General features: G+C 73.2%; 14 protein-coding genes and 1 tRNA gene. 2 read left to right on the top strand and 13 right to left on the bottom strand.

Annotated elements, in window-relative coordinates; all coding sequences use genetic code 11:
* Positions 1 to 4: 4 nt before the first annotated feature.
* The 4 genes from R2E43_RS23520 to R2E43_RS23505 all read right to left on the bottom strand — a co-directional run bounded on the left by R2E43_RS23520 (position 5) and on the right by R2E43_RS23505 (position 5,218).
* Positions 5 to 784 carry a S16 family serine protease gene (locus R2E43_RS23520; RefSeq protein ID WP_265697581.1) on the bottom strand — a complete coding sequence of 260 codons (780 nt, stop codon included), beginning with the start codon at positions 782 to 784 and terminating at the stop codon, positions 5 to 7.
* A 55-nt stretch (positions 785 to 839) separates the two neighbouring features.
* A complete protein-coding gene (locus tag R2E43_RS23515; protein ID WP_003975875.1) occupies positions 840 to 1,502 on the bottom strand; it encodes an IclR family transcriptional regulator in 663 nt (220 codons plus the stop codon).
* Positions 1,503 to 1,815: 313 nt separating this feature from the next.
* Positions 1,816 to 3,612 carry a DEAD/DEAH box helicase gene (locus tag R2E43_RS23510; protein ID WP_332056535.1) on the bottom strand — a complete coding sequence of 599 codons (1,797 nt, stop codon included), beginning with the start codon at positions 3,610 to 3,612 and terminating at the stop codon, positions 1,816 to 1,818.
* Positions 3,613 to 3,766: 154 nt separating this feature from the next.
* Positions 3,767 to 5,218, bottom strand: a complete 1,452-nt coding sequence (locus R2E43_RS23505) for an MFS transporter (RefSeq protein ID WP_003975873.1) — start codon at positions 5,216 to 5,218, stop codon at positions 3,767 to 3,769.
* 196 nt (positions 5,219 to 5,414) lie between these two features.
* Between R2E43_RS23505 and R2E43_RS23500 the strand changes: the two genes are divergently transcribed.
* Both R2E43_RS23500 and R2E43_RS23495 read left to right on the top strand, forming a co-directional pair.
* Positions 5,415 to 5,515, top strand: a tRNA-OTHER gene (locus R2E43_RS23500).
* Positions 5,516 to 5,608: 93 nt separating this feature from the next.
* Positions 5,609 to 6,619, top strand: a complete 1,011-nt coding sequence (locus tag R2E43_RS23495) for an aldo/keto reductase (RefSeq protein WP_003975872.1) — start codon at positions 5,609 to 5,611, stop codon at positions 6,617 to 6,619.
* On the opposite strand, the gene R2E43_RS23490 is transcribed toward R2E43_RS23495, so the two are convergent.
* The 9 genes from R2E43_RS23490 to R2E43_RS23450 form a co-directional block, all read right to left on the bottom strand.
* The gene (locus R2E43_RS23490) at positions 6,586 to 7,290 is read right to left on the bottom strand and encodes an SUKH-4 family immunity protein (protein WP_016326346.1); all 705 of its coding nucleotides are present in this window, start codon (positions 7,288 to 7,290) and stop codon (positions 6,586 to 6,588) included. The two genes, R2E43_RS23495 and R2E43_RS23490, sit on opposite strands and share 34 nt — an antisense overlap.
* 171 nt (positions 7,291 to 7,461) lie before the next feature.
* Positions 7,462 to 9,783, bottom strand: a complete 2,322-nt coding sequence (locus tag R2E43_RS23485) for a xanthine dehydrogenase family protein molybdopterin-binding subunit (RefSeq protein WP_003975870.1) — start codon at positions 9,781 to 9,783, stop codon at positions 7,462 to 7,464.
* On the bottom strand, positions 9,780 to 12,092 hold the full coding sequence (locus tag R2E43_RS23480) for a (2Fe-2S)-binding protein (RefSeq protein WP_332056534.1): 2,313 nt from the start codon (positions 12,090 to 12,092) through the stop codon (positions 9,780 to 9,782). The genes R2E43_RS23485 and R2E43_RS23480 overlap by 4 nt, the downstream gene beginning before the upstream one ends.
* On the bottom strand, positions 12,089 to 12,982 hold the full coding sequence (locus tag R2E43_RS23475) for an FAD binding domain-containing protein (protein WP_030865474.1): 894 nt from the start codon (positions 12,980 to 12,982) through the stop codon (positions 12,089 to 12,091). The genes R2E43_RS23480 and R2E43_RS23475 overlap by 4 nt, the downstream gene beginning before the upstream one ends.
* Before the next feature lie 242 nt (positions 12,983 to 13,224).
* Complete coding sequence (locus R2E43_RS23470; protein ID WP_332057129.1) at positions 13,225 to 14,862, bottom strand: beta-N-acetylhexosaminidase; 1,638 nt, start codon at positions 14,860 to 14,862, stop codon at positions 13,225 to 13,227.
* Positions 14,863 to 14,875: 13 nt separating this feature from the next.
* Complete coding sequence (locus R2E43_RS23465) at positions 14,876 to 15,721, bottom strand: carbohydrate ABC transporter permease (protein WP_011028676.1); 846 nt, start codon at positions 15,719 to 15,721, stop codon at positions 14,876 to 14,878.
* Positions 15,718 to 16,683, bottom strand: a complete 966-nt coding sequence (locus tag R2E43_RS23460; protein ID WP_003975865.1) for a carbohydrate ABC transporter permease — start codon at positions 16,681 to 16,683, stop codon at positions 15,718 to 15,720. Before R2E43_RS23460 ends, R2E43_RS23465 begins: the two co-directional genes overlap by 4 nt.
* Positions 16,680 to 17,978, bottom strand: a complete 1,299-nt coding sequence (locus R2E43_RS23455) for an extracellular solute-binding protein (RefSeq protein WP_003975864.1) — start codon at positions 17,976 to 17,978, stop codon at positions 16,680 to 16,682. Before R2E43_RS23455 ends, R2E43_RS23460 begins: the two co-directional genes overlap by 4 nt.
* 243 nt (positions 17,979 to 18,221) lie before the next feature.
* Positions 18,222 to 18,506 carry a DUF3039 domain-containing protein gene (locus tag R2E43_RS23450; RefSeq protein ID WP_030402030.1) on the bottom strand — a complete coding sequence of 95 codons (285 nt, stop codon included), beginning with the start codon at positions 18,504 to 18,506 and terminating at the stop codon, positions 18,222 to 18,224.
* Between the last annotated feature and the right edge of the window lie 2 nt (positions 18,507 to 18,508).

Below are 18,508 nucleotides of genomic sequence, written 5' to 3'. Positions count from 1 at the left end.
CCGCTCAGCAGGCCGGGACGTCGCCCTTGCCGCTCTCCAGCGCCTTCAGCGAGTCGACGGCGCCCTCGAGGGTGGTGACCGGGATCAGCCGCAGCCCCTTCGGCAGCTCGGCCCGCGCGTCCGAGCACTCCGCCTTCGGCACCAGGAAGACGGTGGCCCCGTCCCGCCGGGCGGCCTGCGTCTTGAGCGGCACCCCGCCGACGGCGCCGACCTTGCCGCCGTCGGTGATGGTCCCGGTGCCCGCGACGACCTTGCCGCCGGTGAGGTCGCCGGCGCCGAGCTTGTCGACGATGCCGAGCGAGAACAGCAGCCCGGCGCTGGGTCCGCCGACGTCCTCCAGGCGGAGCTTGACGTCGACGTCGCCCTTGTCCATCCGGAGGTACCGGAGCGCGGCCGTGGTGGCCGAGTCCTGGGACTCCTTCATCTGCTCCTGGTTGTACCGCTCGATCTCGCTCACGTCGTCGCCGCTCGGGTAGACGGCGTCGCGCGGCATCACGGCCCGGTCGGTGTCGAACCAGCTGCCGAGCACGTCCCCGAGGTGGATGCTCGCGTCCGGCCCGGTCGCCTCGATCGTCGTCATCCGCAGCTGGCCGCTGGTGCCGTGCGTCGGCGCGCCGCTGATCGTGATCACCTCGGCGCCCCGGTTCTTCCCCAGCACGTCGGCCGTCAGCCCCGGCTGCGCCACGGAGAACGGCAGGGGCGCGAACAGGGTGGTCGCGAGCAGCGCCACGACGGGCAGCCCGCAGACGGCGAGGAACTGGGGACGCGTGAGACGAGAGAGCACGGAGTCAATCTAACGTGGCGCGATCGCCGTGGCTCCGACGCCCGGCGCGACCCGTCTACCGCAGCGCCTCCGCGACCTCCCGGGCGGCGTGCTTCACGCGTTCGCCGACCCGTTCGGGGACCACGTCGGCCAGCATCACCACGCCGACGCTGCCCTCCACCCCCGTGACGCCGAGCAGGGGGGCCGCCGCTCCGCAGGCGCCGGCCTCCAGTTCGCCGTGGGTGAGGGTGTAGCCGGGGTCGTCCACGGCCTCGCCGCCGGTGGGCTGGGAGGGCTGGCGGGCGGCCAGGATCGCCTTGCCCGCGGCGCCCCGTTCCAGGGGATGGCGGAAGCCCGCGCGGTAGGCGACGTGGTAGTCGGTCCAGGTCGGTTCCACGACCGCGACGGCCAGCGCCTCGGCGCCGTCCACCAGGGTCAGGTGGGCCGTCGCCCCTATGTCCTCGGCCAGCGCGCGCAGGGCCGGCATCGCGGCCTCGCGGACCAGGGGGTGCACCTGGCGGCCCAGGCCCAGTACGCCGAGACCGACGCGGGCCCGGCCGCCCAGGTCGCGGCGTACGAGTGCGTGCTGCTCCAGCGTGGCGAGCAACCGGTACACGACGGTCCGGTTGACGCCCAGTTTGTGGGACAGCTCGGTGACGGTCAGCCCGTGGTCCGTATCGGCCAGCAGTTTGAGGACCCGCAGTCCCCGGTCGAGCGTCTGAGAGGTCTCCGCGGTCACGACGCCCACTCCTTAGTGGTGAGGTCGGCGGCCCTCATCGCGGCGGATGCGTCACCGAGTCCCGTCAGTGACGCGCTTCAGAGGCCGCCGATCGGCTGACGGCCCGGCCTTGTCCCGGGCCCAGTCGCTTCACGGCTGCGCTCCGCGGCGGCGCTGCCACGGGGCGTGCGTAGCGGGACAGTAAAGGACCCGGTTCGCTCAGCGGAAGGCTCCGTCCAGAATCCGGGCGCCAACCGTTATCAACCGCCTGTGTTTGTCCCAGTACGTACCGCGCACGCCCTCGGCACCGGCACCGGCACCGGCACCCCGCGTGTCACTTCATCCGCGTCGCCCACTCCTGGACCTTGGCGATGCGCTGGCGCAGCTGGCCGCCGGTCGCCTCGGCGCTGGGCGGGCCGCCGCACACGCGGCGCAGCTCGGTGTGGATCACGCCGTGCGGTTTGCCGCTCTGGTGGACGTAGGCGCCGACCATGGTGTTGAGCTGCTTGCGCAGCTCCATCAGTTCCTTGTGGGAGACCACCGGACGGCGTTCGGCGGGCAGTTCGAGCAGGTCGGCCTCGTCGTCGGGCTTCTTGCGGCTGTGCGCGATCTGCCGGGCCTGCCGCTTCTGGAGGAGCAGCTGCACCTGGTCGGGCTCCAGCAGGCCCGGGATGCCGAGGTAGTCCTGCTCCTCCTCGCTGCCCGGGTGGGCCTGCATGCCGAACTCGGCGCCGTTGTACATGACCCGGTCGAAGGTGGCCTCGGACTCCAGCGCCTCGAAGGCGAACTGCTCCTGCTCGCCGGTGTCCTCGTCCTGCTCCCGGTTGGCCTCGTCCATCTCCTTCTCGGACTCGGCGTAGGGGTCCTCCTCGCCCTCCTTCTTGGGCTTGTCGAGGACGTGGTCCCGCTCGCGCTCCATCTCGTTGGCGAAGGTGAGCAGGTCGGGCACGGTGGGGAGGAAGACGGAGGCGGTCTCGCCGCGGCGGCGGGAACGGACGAAGCGGCCGACCGCCTGGGCGAAGAACAGGGGGGTGGAGATGGTGGTGGCGTAGACACCGACCGCGAGGCGGGGCACGTCGACGCCCTCGGACACCATGCGGACGGCGACCATCCAGCGGTCGGTGCTGGCGCTGAACGCGTCGATGTTCTTCGAGGCGCCCGTGTCGTCGGACAGTACGACGGTGGCCTTGTCGCCGGTGATCTCGCGGATCAGCTTCGCGTAGGCGCGGGCGGAGTCCTGGTCGGCGGCGATGACGAGCGCCCCGGCGTCCGGGATGGCCTTCCTGACCTCGGTGAGCCGCTGGTCGGCGGCGCGCAGCACGGTGGGCATCCACTCGCCGCGCGGGTCGAGCGCGGTGCGCCAGGCCTGGCTGACGGCGTCCTTGGTCATGGGCTCGCCCAGGCGGGCGGCGATCTCGTCGCCCGCCTTCGTCCGCCAGCGCATGTTGCCGCTGTAGCTCATGAAGATGACGGGGCGCACGACGCCGTCGGCGAGCGCGGAGCCGTACCCGTAGGTGTAGTCGGCGGCGGAGCGGCGGATGCCGTCGTTGCCCTCCTCGTACGCCACGAAGGGGATGGGGTTGGTGTCGGAGCGGAAGGGCGTGCCGGTGAGCGCGAGGCGGCGGGTGGCGGGCTCGAAGGCCTCCAGGCACGCCTCGCCCCAGGACTTGGAGTCACCGGCGTGGTGGATCTCGTCGAGGATGACGAGGGTCTTGCGCTGCTCGACGCGGTTGCGGTGCAGCATGGGGCGCACCCCGACGCCCGCGTAGGTGATGGCGATGCCCTGGTACTCGCGGCTGAGCGGGCCCGCGCTGTACTCGGGGTCCAGCTTGATCCCTATCCGCGCCGCGGCCTCGGCCCACTGCTTCTTCAGGTGCTCGGTCGGCGCGACGACGGTCACCTGCTGCACGACGTGGTGGTGCAGCAGCCAGGACGCCAGCGTCAGCGCGAAGGTCGTCTTTCCGGCGCCGGGGGTGGCGACGGCCAGGAAGTCCCGGGGCTGGTCCTGGAGGTACTTCTCCATCGCCCCCTGCTGCCAGGCCCGCAGCTTGCCGGCGGTGCCCCAGGGGGCACGGCCCGGGAAGGCCGGGGACAGGTGGTGCGAGGTGCTGGAGCTGGCGGTGGTAGTCACGGTCTCCGAAGGGGGTAGAGCGGCTCGGCCACGTATGACAACCGGGCCACCCTACCGGCGGGCCGGAGCGATCACCGTGCGCACGGGGGCGGGTCACCCCCGGGTGGGACGGACGTCACAGCGGTCCCGGTGTCCCCGCGGACGCGGGCGGGCCTCACCGCTCCCGTATCCGGGTCGCCACCCATGCCCCCGCCAGCGCCACCGCCGCCATCGGCAGGAACACCACCGCGAAGGCGGCCGGGTGGGAGCCGGTCGCCTCGGTGGCCGTGTGGCTGACCGTGCCGCCGCCGAGCGCCGCGAAGGCCGCGCCGCCGGCCGACAGCAGGACGACGTTGGAGAGGCCGTCGGAGATCTGGAGCGCGGCGGAGTTGGTGCCGGCCTCCTCGGGGGCGGAGAGCTTGAGCAGGAGCACGCTGGTGGAGGAGATCACCAGGCCCATGCCGAAGCAGCCGAAGGCCCAGGCGACGGCCACCGTCCAGGCCGGGACGGCCTCGATCAGCACGCTGGGGGCCGTGGTGATGGCCGCCGCGACCAGGAGCATGCCGAGGGCCATCAGACGCTCCCGGTGCGGTTCCAGGCGCGGCCGGGACTGGAGCCACGAGCCGCCGGCCCAGGTCGCGCCGCCGGCCGCCAGGGAGAGTCCGGCCAGTGTCGGGCTGAGCCCCCGCTGCGTGACCAGCATCAGCGGGACGAAGGACTCGGCGGCGATGAAGGACCCCGCGGCCACCCCGCGCAGCAGGACCACGGAGGGCAGGCCGCGCACCGCCCGGTAGGTGCCGCGCGGCAGCAGGCCGAGGACGGCGGGGACGAGCAGCGCCACGCCCGCCGCGCCGGGCAGCAGCGACACCCACCGCAGGTCCTGGGCGGCGTACTGGAGCAGGCCCGCGCCCAGCGAGATGGCGAGGGCGAGGCGGATCCGGCGGCCGTCGAAGGAGGCCGGGGTGTCCCCTCCCCCGACGGGGCCGGACGCGCGGCTGCGTATCTGCGGCAGCGCGAGGGCCAGCGGGACGACGACCAGCACCGGGATGCCGACGAACACCCAGCGCCAGCCGAGGTGCTCGGTCACGGCGCCGGAGGCCAGCGGTCCGACGACGGACGGCACCACCCAGCCCGCCGCGAACGCCGCCATGATCGCGGGCCGCAGCCGCTCCGGGTAGGCCCGGCCGACGACGACGTACAGCGCGACGATCACCAGCCCGCCGCCGAACCCCTGCACGGCCCGCCCGAGGATGAACAGCCACATCGCGCCCGCCGTCCCGGACAGCACGAGCCCGGCCGCGAAGGTGGCGATGCCGGTCGTCAGCGGGGCCAGCGGCCCGCGCCGGTCCGACCACTGCCCGGAGAGCACCATCCCGAACAGGCTGGTCGTGAAGTACCCCGAGAACGCGAACGCGTACAGCGACACCCCGTCCAGCTCCCGCGCCGCCACCGGCATCGCGGTGCCGACCGCCGTCGCCTCGAAGGCGATCAGCACGATGACGGAGACGATGCCGATGCTCAGCGCCCGGTAGGCGCGGCTCAGCACGGTCTCGGCAGGGGCGGCGGGGGCGAGGGCGGGCTCGACGGGGGCCGCGACATCGGTGTCGCGGGGCTCAGGGACGGTCATGGTCGCCAGAGTAAGGGCCGCGACCTGCTTTTACCCCTGTCGGGAGGCGGTACGGGACCGGGACCTTGGTCGTACGACCCGGCGGCCCGGTCGGGCGTCCGTGAACGGCGTACGGCAGTCGTGCTGCGGCCCGTCCGGAACCCTTGAGCGCCTCCCCCGCCCGGTCATGGCCGCCGAGGCACCGAGTCACGGACCCGGCCGTGTGCCCGAGTGGCCCAGGGGCTCGCCTGCGCGGCGCCGGTCAGCGAGCTCCGCGCGCGGGGAGTCACGCGGGTTCGAATCCCGCCCCGGCCTCCACCAGCCCGACCGGCGCGCGCATCCTCCACGGCTCCGCACCCCGGACCGGGGCGTGTTGCGCTGGAGCGCACTTCAACTCGTAGGTTCCGAGGCGTGCGATACATCAGACTCGGAACAACCGGACTGGAAGTCTCCGCCATCGCCCTCGGCTGCATGGGCTTCGGCGAGCCGGATCGGGGCGGCGAGCCCTGGTCCCTGGGCGCGGACCCCAGCCGGGACATCATCAGGCAGGCCCTCGAGGGCGGCGTCAACTTCCTCGACACGGCCAACGGGTACAGCGCCGGAAGCAGCGAGGAGATCGTCGGCCAGGCGGTCAAGGACTTCGCCCGGCGCGAGGAGGTCGTCCTCTCCACCAAGGTCTGGATGCGGATGCGCCCCGGCCCGAACGGCGCCGGGCTGTCCCGCAAGGCGATCTTCGCCGAGCTCGACGCCTCCCTGAAGCGACTGGGCACGGACTACATCGACCTGTACCAGATCCACCGCTGGGACTACGACACCCCGATCGAGGAAACCCTCGAGGCGCTGCACGACGTGGTCAAGTCCGGGAAGGTCCGCTACCTCGGAGCCTCCTCCATGTACGCCTGGCAGTTCGCCAAGGCCCTGTACCTGGCCGACCTGAACGGCTGGACCCGGTTCGTGTCGATGCAGGACCACTACAACCTCATCCACCGGGAGGCGGAGCGGGAGATGCTTCCGCTCTGCGCCGACCAGGGCATCGGCGTGATCCCGTGGAGCCCGCTGGCGCGGGGCAGGCTGACGCGGGCCCGGGACACCGCCACGGCCCGTGCCGGGACCGACGAGGGCGGCAGGATCCTCTACCGCGACGAGGACCAGGCGGTGGCCGAGCGCGTCCGGGAGATCGCGGGCAGGCGGGGTCTGTCCCCGGCCCAGGTCGCCCTGGCCTGGGTCATGCGCAACCCGGTGGTGACCTCGCCCATCGTCGGGGTCACCAAACCGGCCCAGCTGGCCGACGCGATCGCCGCGGTGGACGTCGGACTCGACGAGGACGAGGCCGCCTACCTGGAGGAGCCCTACCAGCCGCACGAGGCCGCCTACCTGGAGGAGTCCTTCTACAAGGCGCGCCCCGCGGCGGCCTCCCGGTAGTCCGGGCCACCGCCGGCCGACGTCTCCAACCGCCCGGCCCGGCGCAGTGCCCAGAGGGTGAGGGCGAGGGCGGAGACGTCCGACACCAGGGGGTGGAGGGTGCCGTCGGGTGTCCGCCACGTCAGGACGGCGCCCGTCGTGCCGTCGACGGCGACGTGGGCGCCGTCCGCGAGGCGTCCCAGGCGTACGAGGTGGTCCGCGCCGGGCGGGGCGGGCTGGTCCGGGTGCTCCTCGCAGTACTCCGCGAGCGTCGGCAGCGGCAGGTCGTCCGCGTCCAGCCGGAAGGGGCGGGCGTCCTCGGGCAGGCCCGTCTCGCGCAGGAAGCGGCGGGTGGGCTCGTGGGTGAGGGTCCTCGGGAAGTCGATGTCCTCGAAGCGCGTCACCCGGTGCCGGCCGAACTCCCGGTCCAGGAAGCGGGGCGGCAGGTCCCGGGAGGTGCCCGGCTCCGCGCGGTGGCTCACCGCCAGGAGCAGACAGCTCATCAGGGTGGACGTGTTCCACAGCGACGGCCGCTCGCCGCTCGCCTGGGGCCGCCGGGCGGCGTCGCGGGTCCGGGCCGGGTCCTCCACCGTCGTGGCGAGGCGGACCCGGGTCACCAGCGAGGGAACCGCCGTCCGGACGTCCGCCGCCGCGCCCCGCGTGATCGTCGTACCACCGGTGACCGCGTGCATCGTCTCCCCCGAGAAAGTGTGGCCGTCCGCGTGCCGGCGGCTGCCGTTCGCGCTCCTTCGGAGACTACGCGCCACCACTGACAACGCGCCCGCGCATGACCCCGTTCACCTCGTAGGACGCGTGGGGGGACGCACTCGTTGCCTCATGCGCGCGGGCGGCTCGGCCGCCGTTCAGTGACCGGTGGCCACCGCGGCCTGCGGGCGGATCGGGAGCCGGTTCACCGGGCGTCCGGTGGCCGCGCGCACCGCGGAGGCGACGGCCGCCGGGGAGGCCACCACCGGAACGGCGCTGACGGCCTTGGCGCCGAAGGGCGCGACCACGTCACGCTCCTCGACGAGCTTCACGATCCGGATGTCCGGGGCGTCCAGCGCGGTCGGCAGGGCGTAGCCGGTCAGGTCGGGGTGGCGGATCAGGCCGCGGGGGGTGCGGAGGTTCTCCGTGAGCGCGATGCCGACGCCCTGGGTGACGCCCGCCTCGATGCGGGCGGTCAGCTGGGCCGGGTTCAGGACGCGGCCGACGTCCTGGGCGACGGCCAGTTCCACCACGCGTACCGAGCCGATCTCGATGTCGACGTCGACCACCGCGCGGATCGCGCAGAAGGCCATGCCGACGAACGCGTCACCCTGCCCGGCCTCGTCGAGCGGCTCGGTGGGGTGCGGGCGGCACTGGGCGGTGGCCCACAGTTCCTTGCCGTCCAGCGCCTCGGTGACCGTCGTCGACAGCACGCCGTCGTAGGAGGTGATCTTGCCGTCGGCGATCTGGAGCAGCTCCGTGGACATCCCGAACTGATGGGCCAGCGGCTGGAGGAGCTGGGTGCGGACCATCTTGGCCGCCCGTTCCACCGCGCCGCCCGACACCCACGTGTGCCGGCCGCGGCAGCCCGGGCCTGCCGGGGGCTGGTCGGTGTCGACGGGCGCCACCTGCACCTCGTCGACGCCGAGGGTGTCCTGCACGATCTGCCGGGCCAGGGTGGTGAAACCCTGGCCGGTCTCGACGGCCGCGCACAGCACCGTGGCCACGCCGCCCTGGACCTTCACGGTGGCCGTGGAGACCTCGTCCGCGCCCTCGGCGCCGAGCATGTGCACCATGCCGATGCCGTAGCCCACGCCCCGGCGCACCGCGCCCGGTTCGCCCGCTCCCTCGGGGCCGCCGGGCAGCAGCCACTCGTCCTCGGGCGTGTCCTTGGGCAGCGCGGGGAGCGGGAAGTCGCGGACCGCCTGGAGGAGTTCGGCGACCGGTGCCGGGCAGGTGACCGTCTGGCCGGTGGGGAGCACGTCGCCGGTGGCCAGGACGTTGCGCAGCCGCACCTCGGCCGGGTCGAGGCCGAGCTTCTTGGCGACCTTGTCCATCTGCGCCTCGTACGCGGCGCAGACCTGCATCGCGCCCTCGCCGCGCACATGGCCGGAGGGCGGGTTGTTGGTGCGCACCGCCCAGCCCTCGATGAAGGCGTTCGGCACGACGTACGGGCCGCAGGCGAAGGCCACCGCGGCCGCCAGGGCGTCGGAGGAGGTGTCGGCGTAGGCGCCCGCGTCGAGCAGGATCTGCGCCTCGACCTTTACGATCCGGCCCTCGGCGTCCGCGTGGTGGCGGTAGCGCAGGAGGGTGGGGTGGCGGTGGGTGTGCCCGAGGAAGGACTCCTCGCGCGTGGCGGTCAGCTTCACCGGACAGCCGGTCTTCAGCGCCAGCAGTCCCAGCGGCAGCTGGAAGCCCTGGTCCTCGCGGTCGGCGGTGGCGCCCGGCACCCCGGTGACGACGATCTTCACCTGTTCGGGCGACAGGCCGTAGCAGGCGGCGGCGATGTCGCGGTCGCCGTGCGGGTCGGTGGAGGCCAGGTACAGCTCCACGCCGCCGTCGGGGCGCGGTACGGCCAGACCCGCCTCGGCTCCTATGGGGGCCGGGTCCTGGCGGCCGATGCGGTACAGGCCCTCGACGACGATCTCGCCGGCCGCGTCCGGGTCGCCGTGGCGCAGCGGGATGTGCCGGATCAGGTTGCCGTCGGGGTGCAGCGGCTCGGCCTCGAAGGCCTGCTCCGGGTCGGTGACGGGGTCGAGCAGCTCGTACTCGACGATGACGGCGGCGGCGGCCATCCGCGCGGTGTCCGGGTGGTCGGCGGCGACGGCGGCGAGCGGCTCGCCGTGGTGGCGTACGGCCTCGGAGGCGAACACCGGACGGTCGGCCTGGCCACCGCGGCCGTGCAGCGGGCTGCCGGGCACGTCCTCGTGCGTGACGACCGCCCGTACGCCGGGCATCTCGCGCGCGTGGGTGGTGTCGATGGACACGATGCGGGCGCGCGGGTGCGGTGAGCGCAGCACGGCGGCCCACAGCAGGCCCTCGGCCCACAGGTCGGCGGCGTACGGGAAGGTGCCCTCGGTCTTGGCGCGGGCGTCGGCGGGCGGCAGGGACGCGCCGAGGCCGTGCGGGATCGGGTCGGAAACGGGGGTCGCCGCCTCGGCGGTCCCCTCGGCCTCCGCAGTCGCGGCGTCGTTGCTCACGCGTGGCCTCCGTCCCGGCCGTGGGTGCCGTGGTCTCCGTGGTCGCCGTAGGGCGGCCGGTCGTGCGCTCCGGTCGCGTCCTGCGCACCCGGCGGTGGCTGTGCCTCGAACGCCGCCGGGTTGACGCCGCCCGCGCCGGGACCGGCCTGGTGCGGGATGCGGGGCTCCTCGGGGTCCGGTCCGGCCTGCGCGTCGGCGTCGGCGTGCGCCTCGCGTTCGGCGACGACCTCCTGGACCGCCTCCAGGACGCCCCGGTAGCCGGAGCAGCGGCACAGGTTGCCGCACAGGGCCTGGCGGGCCTCCAGCTCGGTCGGGGCCGGATTGCCCTCCAGGAGGTTGTGCACGGTCATCGCCATGCCGGGCACGCAGAAGCCGCACTGGACGGCGCCGCGGCGGGCGAGCGCCCGCTGCACGTCCGAGGGCCGTCCGTCGGTGGCCAGGCCCTCGACGGTGCGCACCTCGCTGCCGGCCGCGGTCACGGACGGGACCAGGCAGGAGGCGACGAGCCGCCCGTCGACCTGGACGTTGCAGGCGCCGCACTCGCCCTGTGAGCAGCCGTCCTTGGCGCCCGCGAGGCCGAGCCGCTCGCGCAGCACGTACAGCAGCGACTCGCCGATCCAGGCGTCGGTGACGGGGCGGTCGGCGCCGTTGACGCGCAGCACGTAGGAGGCGAGGGGGTGCTCGTCCTGCGGCCCGGCGGGCGCCGACGGCTCCTGGGCGGCGTCGGGGACGCCGTCGGTGGCGGCCTCGGGGCCGTCCGCGCCGCTCCCGGCGTCCGCCGCGTCGCTCCCCCGACCGGTCGGGTCGGTCGGATCGATCGGATCAGCCGGATCGGGCGAGTCCGCCCGGCCGGACGCGTCGGCCGGGACGCCCTGGGGGGCGGCCGGGGACTCGGGCCGCGGCTCTCCCTCGGGCGCCTGCCCGTGTTCCCCGGCGGGCTCGGGCGCGCGCTCCCGGCCGGCGGTCGGCGCCCGGTCCGTCACGGGGCCTTCAGCGGCCTCCGGACGGGATCCGGCCCTCGCCTCCTCGCGGGGGCCCGCGGAACGCCCTGCCGGGCCCTCAGGGGCCTCCTCGGCCCCACGGGGCCCGTCGGTGGCGGTCCCGCTTCCCTCGGGGGCCCCGTCGGGCGCCCGTACGCCGGGACCGGCCCCGGCTGCTCCGGCCGCGGACTCGGTGTCGACACCGGGCGCGTGGGCGTACGAACCGTCGGCGGGGCGGGGCCCGTCCGGGCTCACGGCGGGGTCGTGCCCGTGCACCGACGCGGCCGGTCCGGGCCCGTGCCCTTCCCCGGGTCCGTTCGCGGTGGAGCCAGGTCCGTGCGCGTGCGGGACGGGGCCGGCCCCGGGCGCGGACGGGCTCGGCCCGTGCGGGCCGACGGCGGCGTCGGGGCCATGGCCCGCGTCGGCGCCGGAATCGTGGCCGGGTCCGTACCCGCTCAGGTCGGCGTCGGCACGGTGGCCCGCGTCGGCGCCGTGCCCTTCCCCGTGCCCGGTCGCGGTGGAGCCGTATGCGTGCCCGCTCGCGGCGGGTCGCTCCTCGTCGGCCGGTCCGGCCGGTCCGGGCCGCGGCGCGTCCTCGCCCCACGGCTGCCCGGCCGGCTGCGTCGCCCAGGGCGCGGGAGCGCCGCCGGGGAGGGTGGCCGGGGCACCGGTGCCCCACTGCTCGGCCAGGGACGACGTGGTGAACTCGCCCGACTCGTCCGGCAGGTCGCCGTCGGCGACGGGGATGGACCACTGCCCGGTCACGTCCTGGCCGGACGCCTGCCGGGCCGCCGCGGCGTCCGCCTCGGCCCGGGACGCCTGGGCGGCCTGCGCGGCCTGGGAGAAGTCCCACTGTCCGGTGGGACCCGGCTGGTAGGCGAACCGGTCGTCGTGCCCGGGGGCGCCCTGCCCGGCGTGCACGTCGTAGGGCGCGGCCCCGCCGTACGGGTCCTGCTGGGCCGGGTACCCCCCGTACCCCTGGTGGGCGGCGGGGTCCTGACCGGCGTCCGGGACCTGCCACTGGGTGCCGTCCACGGGCGCGGACGGTGCCGACGGCGCCGCCCAGGAGCCGGTGGCGGCGGGGTCGGTGCCGGCGGTGGTGGCGGGCGCGACCGTGATCTGGGGCGGCACGTAGCCGTGTCCGGGCGCGGCGAGCGGACTGTCGGAGGAGGCGAGGAGCGCATCCACGCCGCCCTCGGGCAGCTTCACGAAGGCGGTGGCGCCGTCGTCGTAGTCGCCCTGGGGCAGCGGGTCCCAGCGGCTGCCGCCCGGGGGGGTGCCCTGGCCGTGCTGATCGCCGTGCGGGTCGCCGTGCTGGTCGTCGGTCACGACAGGGCCCTCCCCAGTGCTCGTCGGGCCAGCGCGGCGACGGTGCGCCGCAGGTGCAGTACGGCGGGCGGAAGTTGCGGCACGGAGCCGTCCTCGTCCGGGACCGCGTCGGGGATGCAGGCCGCGGCGACGTACTCGCCGAAGCCGTGCAGCGCCTCGGGCACGACGGCCCGGCCGTTGTCCCAGTCGATGAGCGAGGCCACCCACTGCTCGGCCTCCAGGGGCCGCAGGGGCATCGGCGCGATGGCGCCCACCGCGCACCGCACACCGCGCCTGGCCGGATCCAGGACCAGCGCCACGGAGGCCGTGGCCCGGCCGGGTCCGGTGCGGCCGGTCGCCTTCAGGAAGACCTGGGGCGCGTGCAGCAGCGGCACGCGCACGTAGCCGATGAGTTCTCCCGCGCGGAGCATCTCCATGCCCGCCAGCAGGTGCGAGACCGGCATCTCCCGGCGGGCCCCGTCCGGGCCCGCGATGATCAGCGTCGCCTCCAGCGCGGCCAGCACCGGCAGCGCGTCCCCGGTGGGGGCGGCCGAGGCGATGTTGCCGCCGAGGGTGCCGGCGTTGCGGATCTGCGGCGGTCCGGCGGCGCGCGCGGCGGCGGCGAGCGCCGGGATGAGCGCGGCGAAGTCGGGGCGGCCCATGCGGGCATGGGTGAGGCCCGCGCCCAGCAGCGCGTGCCCGTCCTGGTACTGCCAGCCGCGGATCTCGCTGATCCGGCCGAGGCCCACCAGCGCGGCGGGCCTGAGCTGCCCGGAGTTGACGGCCGCCATCAGGTCGGTGCCGCCCGCGACCGGAACGGCCGCGGGCAGCGCGGTGAGCGCCGCCACGGCCTCGTCCAGTGTCGTGGGCAGCGTGACGGCCTGCGCCGCCTGCGGTGCGTGCGTGGTCAAACCGACTGCCCCTTCCCGCTGTCCCACCTGGTCCCGCCCATGTGGCCGTACGGTACGACCTGACAGGGTGGACGTGGCAACTCTGGCACATCTTCGCAGGGCCCGAACGCAGGGGTCCGCTAGGAGGCATTCGCCCGCCTCGTCGGCTAGATGGTCCGTTTTCGCATGGGATCTCCGATGATCGGAGTTACATGCGATGCGCGCGAGTTGCCACTCTTCGGTGACGTTTAGGGGCGTTTCTCTTACTTGTTCGGCGGCGGCCCGTCCATCGGGCGGCCGAGCACACCGGGCCGCCGCTGCCAGGGCCGCGGACCGGCCGGCGGACGGTAGGCGACGCCCAGGGCGTCGAGCCGCCGGTAGTGGGTGGCCATCCGCCGCTCGAAGGCGGCGTAGTCCCGGTCGGCCGGGGCGGGCAGGGCACTCCAGGCGACCTCGGCGAACGCGGCGAGCCGCGGGAAGAGCTGGTAGTCCACCCGCTCCTGGTTCTCCGTCACCTCGGTCCACAGGTTCGCCTGGGTGCCGATCACGTGTCCGGACTCCTCCGGGGTCAGTTCCGCCGGAACCGGCTCGAACCGGTAGACGTCCTCCAGGGTGCGCACGAAGGCGATCGGCACGGGCTCGTCCTCGCCGTCGTCCTCCCGGAAGTTCAGGTACACCTGCTGCTCGGGGCACATCACGACGTCGTGGCCCGCGCGCGCGGCGGCGATCCCGCCCGCGTAACCGCGCCAGGAGGAGACGGCCGCGCCCTTGGCGAGTCCGCCCTCCAGGATCTCGTCCCAGCCGATGAGCCGGCGTCCGCGTCCGGCGAGCCAGGTGTCGAAGTGCTGGATGAACCAGGACTGGAGTTCGTCCTCGTCGGCGAGGCCGAGTTCCGCCATCCGCGCCTGCGCGGTGGCCGAGGCCCGCCACTGGTCCTTGGGGCATTCGTCGCCACCGATGTGGACGAACTCGGAGGGGAAAAGCTCCAGGAGTTCCTCGAACACGCCCTCGTAGAAGCGCAGCGTGTTCTCGGTGGGGGCGAGGACGTTCGGGGATACGCCCCAGGTGTCCCAGACGGAGAGCGCGGTGGTGTCGATCACATCGGTGTTGCCGAGTTCCGGATACGCCGCGATGGCCGCCTGCGAGTGTCCGGGCACGTCGATTTCGGGGACGACGGTGATGTGCCGCGCGGCCGCGTAGGCGACGATCTCCCGGATGTCCTCCTGCGTGTAGTAGCCGCCGTGGGGTTTGTCCTCCCACAGCGGCGAGGCCCGGTGACCGAATTTCGTCCGGGAGCGCCAGGAGCCGGTTCCGGTGAGCTTCGGGTGGCGTTTGATCTCGATGCGCCAGCCCTGGTCGTCCGTCAGGTGGAAGTGCAGGACGTTGAGTTTGTGGGCGGCCATCAGGTCCAGCTGGCGCAGGACGCCGTCCTTCGGCATGAAGTGCCGCGAGACGTCCAGCATCAGTCCGCGCCAGCCGAAGCGGGGCGCGTCCTCGATGCGGCCCAGCGGCAGCCGCCACCGGCGGCCGGGCAGCGGGGCGCGCCGGAAGGCGTCCGGTCCGAGCAGCTGGCGCAGGGTCTGGGCGCCCCAGAAGAGTCCGGCGGGACCGCCGCCGGTGAGCCGTACGCCGTCGGGTGCGATGTTGAGGCGGTAGCCCTCGTCGGCGAGTGCCCCGTCGAGGGACAGCCGGACGGCGCCGCCGCCCCCCTCGCCGGGCGCCAGCGGCAGGCCGGTGGCCGCGCCCAGGGTGGCGCGCAGCCAGCGCTCGGTGTGCCCGGCGCCCTCGTCGGCCACCAGCCGGGTGTCGGGGCCGAGGTCGAAGCAGGCGTCCTGGGCCACCGCGTGCCGCGGCCGGGGAATCACGTCGGTCGCATCCGTCACGTCCGTCAGGTCCGTCAGGTCCGTCACGTTGTCAGTCCTTTACCGCTCCGCCGAGGCCGGAGACGAGTCGTCGTTGTACGAGTACGAAGAAGACCAGCACCGGAATCGTCATCACCGTGGAGGCGGCCATGACGCCGCCCCAGTCGGGATCGTCCGGCTTGTAGAAGACCAGCAGCGCCATCGGCAGCGTCGACTGGGAGGTGTCACTGATGATGAACGACTTGGCGAACAGGAAGTCGTTCCAGGTCGAGATGAAGGAGAAGACGCTGGTGGCCACAAGACCCGGCAGGACCAGCGGGAAAAGGATCTGCCACAGAAAGCGCGTCCGGCTCGCCCCGTCGATGTAGGCGGCCTCCTCCAGGGCCTCCGGCACCGCTTTCACGAAGCCCCGCAGCATCCAGATCGCGAAGGGCAGCGAGAAGGCGATGTGGGGCAGGATCAGCGAGCCCAGCGTGTTCAGCTGGCCGAAGTCCCGCATGAGGAAGAACAGCGGGATCGTGAGCGCCTCCACGGGCACCATCTGGGCCACCAGGAACATGATCAGCAGGGTGGTCCGGAATCGGAACCGGAAACGCGTCACCGCGGTCGCCGCGAGGAACGCGATCAACGCCGAGGCGATCACCACGGAACCCGCCACGATCAGGCTGTTGAGAAAGTAGCGGCCGAATTCCTGCTGTTCGAACACCCGCCGGAAGGAGTCCAGCGAGGGGGTCAGCGTCCAGGGCCGGGGCTCGCTCGACTCGATCTCCCCGGCCGGCTTGAAGGCGCTCAGCACCATCCAGTACAGCGGGAAGGCGACGACCACCGCGATCAGCAGCGCGGACACCTCGGCCGCGAGCCGCCACGGACGGCGCACGCGCGCACGCAGAAGATTCACAGCTCCTCCCCCTGGCGGCGCAGCAGCCGCAGGTAGACCAGCGTCACCGCGAGCAGGATCAGCAGCATGACCACGCCGATCGCGGAGCCGAGGCTGTACTGCGAGGACGCGAAGGCCTTCTGGTAGGCGTAGACGTTCAGGACCATGTTCTGGCCGGCGATGCCGCCGCCGTTGGTCATGACGTAGATCTGGGTGAAGACCTTGAAGTCCCAGATGACCGACTGGATGGTGACGACCACCAGGATCGGCCGGAGCATCGGCGCGAGCACCGAGCGCCAGATCCGCCACTGCGAGGCCCCGTCCAGCGCGGCGGCCTCCAGCACCTCGGACGGTACGGCCCGGATCCCGGCGTAGACGGTCACCATGACGAACGGGAAGGAGCACCAGACCACTTCGAGCAGCACGAGCAGGAAGGCGCTGTACCGCCCGTACGTCCAGGAGTGGTCGCCGAGGCCCAGCATCCGGTTGACGGGCCCGAAGTCCGGGTCGAACAGCAGCAGCCAGACCGTCGACCCGGTGACCGCCGGGGTCGCCCACGCGCCCAGCCCCGCCAGCATCAACGCCAGCCGCGGCACGGCCCGCACCCGCGTCAGCAGCACGGCGAGCGCGCATCCGACGGCCAGCGTGGAGACCACACAGGCGGCCGCGAACACGACGGTGGCGAGCAGCACCCGCCAGAACTCCCCGTCCCCGAACAGCTCGGCATAGTTCCCGAACCCCTGGAAGGTCGCCGGCTCCCCACCACTGACCTGAGCCTGCGTGTACTCCAGAAAGGAGATCAACCCAAGCTGGTAAACGGGGTAGACCAGCAGCCCCCCAAGGACGACAAGAGCGGGGGCGAGATATATCCAGGGGGTAGCAGAGGAGCGCCCGAAGGGGCGCGGGGAACGGCGCGAGGAACCACGACGATCCCGCACCCGCCCACGCACCACGCCCCCCGAGCTCATAGGCGAACCCGTCATCCGGCGGAGCCGAACGCGTCGTCCATCTTCCGAGCCGCGTCCCCAGCGGCAGCGCCCACGTCCTTCTTGCCGCTGACCACCTCCTGGAACATCGTCGGCAGCACCAGCGAGGAGTCGATCGTCGCCCACGCGGGAGACGCCGGGACGAACTTCGTGCCCGCGGCGAGCGTGTCGACGAACGGCTTCACGAACGGTTCCCTGGCCGCCACCTGCTGCCGTACGTCCGTGAAGGTCGGCAGGAAGCCCATCGCGTCGAACAGTTCGCCCTGCGCCTTCTTGGACGCGAGCCGCTTCATCAGGTCGACGGCGAGGGTGCGGTGCGAGGTGCTCTTCAGGACGCCGATGTTGTTGCCGCCCGCGAAGGCGGGGGCGATGGAGCCGGGCTCGACGCCGGGCAGCGGCACCACCGCGTACTTGCCCTTCACCGCACCGGCCTCCATGGCCTGGTGGCTGAAGTCGCCGCCGATGGCCATGGCCGCCTTTCCGGAGGCGAAGGCGGTGACGGTGTCGTTGCCGGTCATGCCGGCGCACTTGGCGGCGGGGCAGTTGGCGTCCCCGAACAGGGACGTGTACGCCTTGATGCCCTTCTGGGCGGCGGCGCTGTCGATGGCGGAGGCGTAGGAGCCGCCCTTGCCGGTGGCGATGTCACCGCCGTTGGCCCAGATGAACGGCATCGCGCCGTAGGTGTAGGCGCCGCCGACCGCGAGGCCGTAGAGGTCGGGCTTCGCGGCCCGGACCCGCTTGGCGGTGGACGCCAGTTCGGCCAGCGTCCTGGGGGCCTTGAGGCCGAGTTCGTCGAAGACGTCGGTGCGGTAGTAGAGGGCGCGGACGCCGACGAAGTAGGGGGCGCCGTAGACCTTTCCGTCCACGGTGACCGACTGGCGGGCGGTGGAGTCGGCGTCCTTGGCCTCGTCCCAGGCCGCGAACTCCTCGGATATGTCCGCGAGTCCGCCGTCCTTCACGTAACCGGCGGTGTCGGTGTTGCCGAACTCGACGACGTCGGGGGCGCTCTTCGGGTCGTTGAAGGCGGCCTTGATGCGCTGGGCGCGGGTCTCGACCGGGATGTACTCCACGGTGACCTTCGTGTCCGCGTGCGCCTTCTCGAAGTCGGCGAGGGCCGCGTCGACGACCTTCTCCTTCGGCTTGTTGTTGACCTCCTGGAACAGCCAGACGCGCAGGGTGCCGCTCTTCTCGTCCTTGCCGGAGGAGGAGTTGTCGGACGCCTGGGGTGCGCAGGCCGTCGCGGCGACGACGGCCGCGGCCAGCAGTACGGCGAGACGGGGGGCGAGCTTCATGGAGTCTTTCCTCCGGGCGTGCGTTGCAACATATGCAATGACGGTTTCGCTCTGCACAACACCCAGGAGCGTAGGGAGACATGAACCTGTCCACAAGAGGTCTGAACCAATTCGTAAACCTCTTTGTTAATCAGCCCCGACGCACGAAGGCCCCCGGAGTGCGCGCGGGCACACTCCGGGGGCCTTCGGGAAGATCTGAGAGGTCTGTACGGGCAGGCGGCGCCGCTTCCCGGCGCCCGGCGCCTACTTCTTGTCGCCGCCCTTGCCCTCGTCCCCGCCGCCGCTCATGGACTCGTAGATCTCCTTGCACATGGGGCAGACGGGGTACTTCTTCGGGTCGCGGCCCGGTACCCAGACCTTGCCGCACAGCGCCACGACGGGGGTGCCGTCGAGGGCACTCGCCATGATCTTGTCCTTCTGGACGTAATGCGCGAAGCGCTCGTGATCGCCGTCGCCGTGGGACGTCTGCGGCGTCGGCTCGACGAGGGTTCCCGTACCTGTCCCGCGCTCGGGCTCGAGAGTGCTCATAA

This window comes from Streptomyces violaceoruber (assembly GCF_033406955.1).
Taxonomy (GTDB): Bacteria; Actinomycetota; Actinomycetes; order Streptomycetales; family Streptomycetaceae; genus Streptomyces; species Streptomyces violaceoruber.
Note: the sequence above shows the minus strand (reverse complement) of the source record. Positions and strands in the feature narration are given on the sequence as shown.

Bases quoted from the DNA above. Each gene is read 5' to 3' on its own strand.
- R2E43_RS23505 (WP_003975873.1), bottom strand. From the start codon at position 5,218: ATGACCGTCCCTGAGCCCCGCGACACCGATGTCGCGGCCCCCGTCGAG.
- R2E43_RS23490 (WP_016326346.1), bottom strand. From the start codon at position 7,290: ATGCACGCGGTCACCGGTGGTACGACGATCACGCGGGGCGCGGCGGCG.
- R2E43_RS23460 (WP_003975865.1), bottom strand. From the start codon at position 16,683: ATGACGGGTTCGCCTATGAGCTCGGGGGGCGTGGTGCGTGGGCGGGTG.
- R2E43_RS23455 (WP_003975864.1), bottom strand. From the start codon at position 17,978: ATGAAGCTCGCCCCCCGTCTCGCCGTACTGCTGGCCGCGGCCGTCGTC.
- R2E43_RS23450 (WP_030402030.1), bottom strand. From the start codon at position 18,506: ATGAGCACTCTCGAGCCCGAGCGCGGGACAGGTACGGGAACCCTCGTC.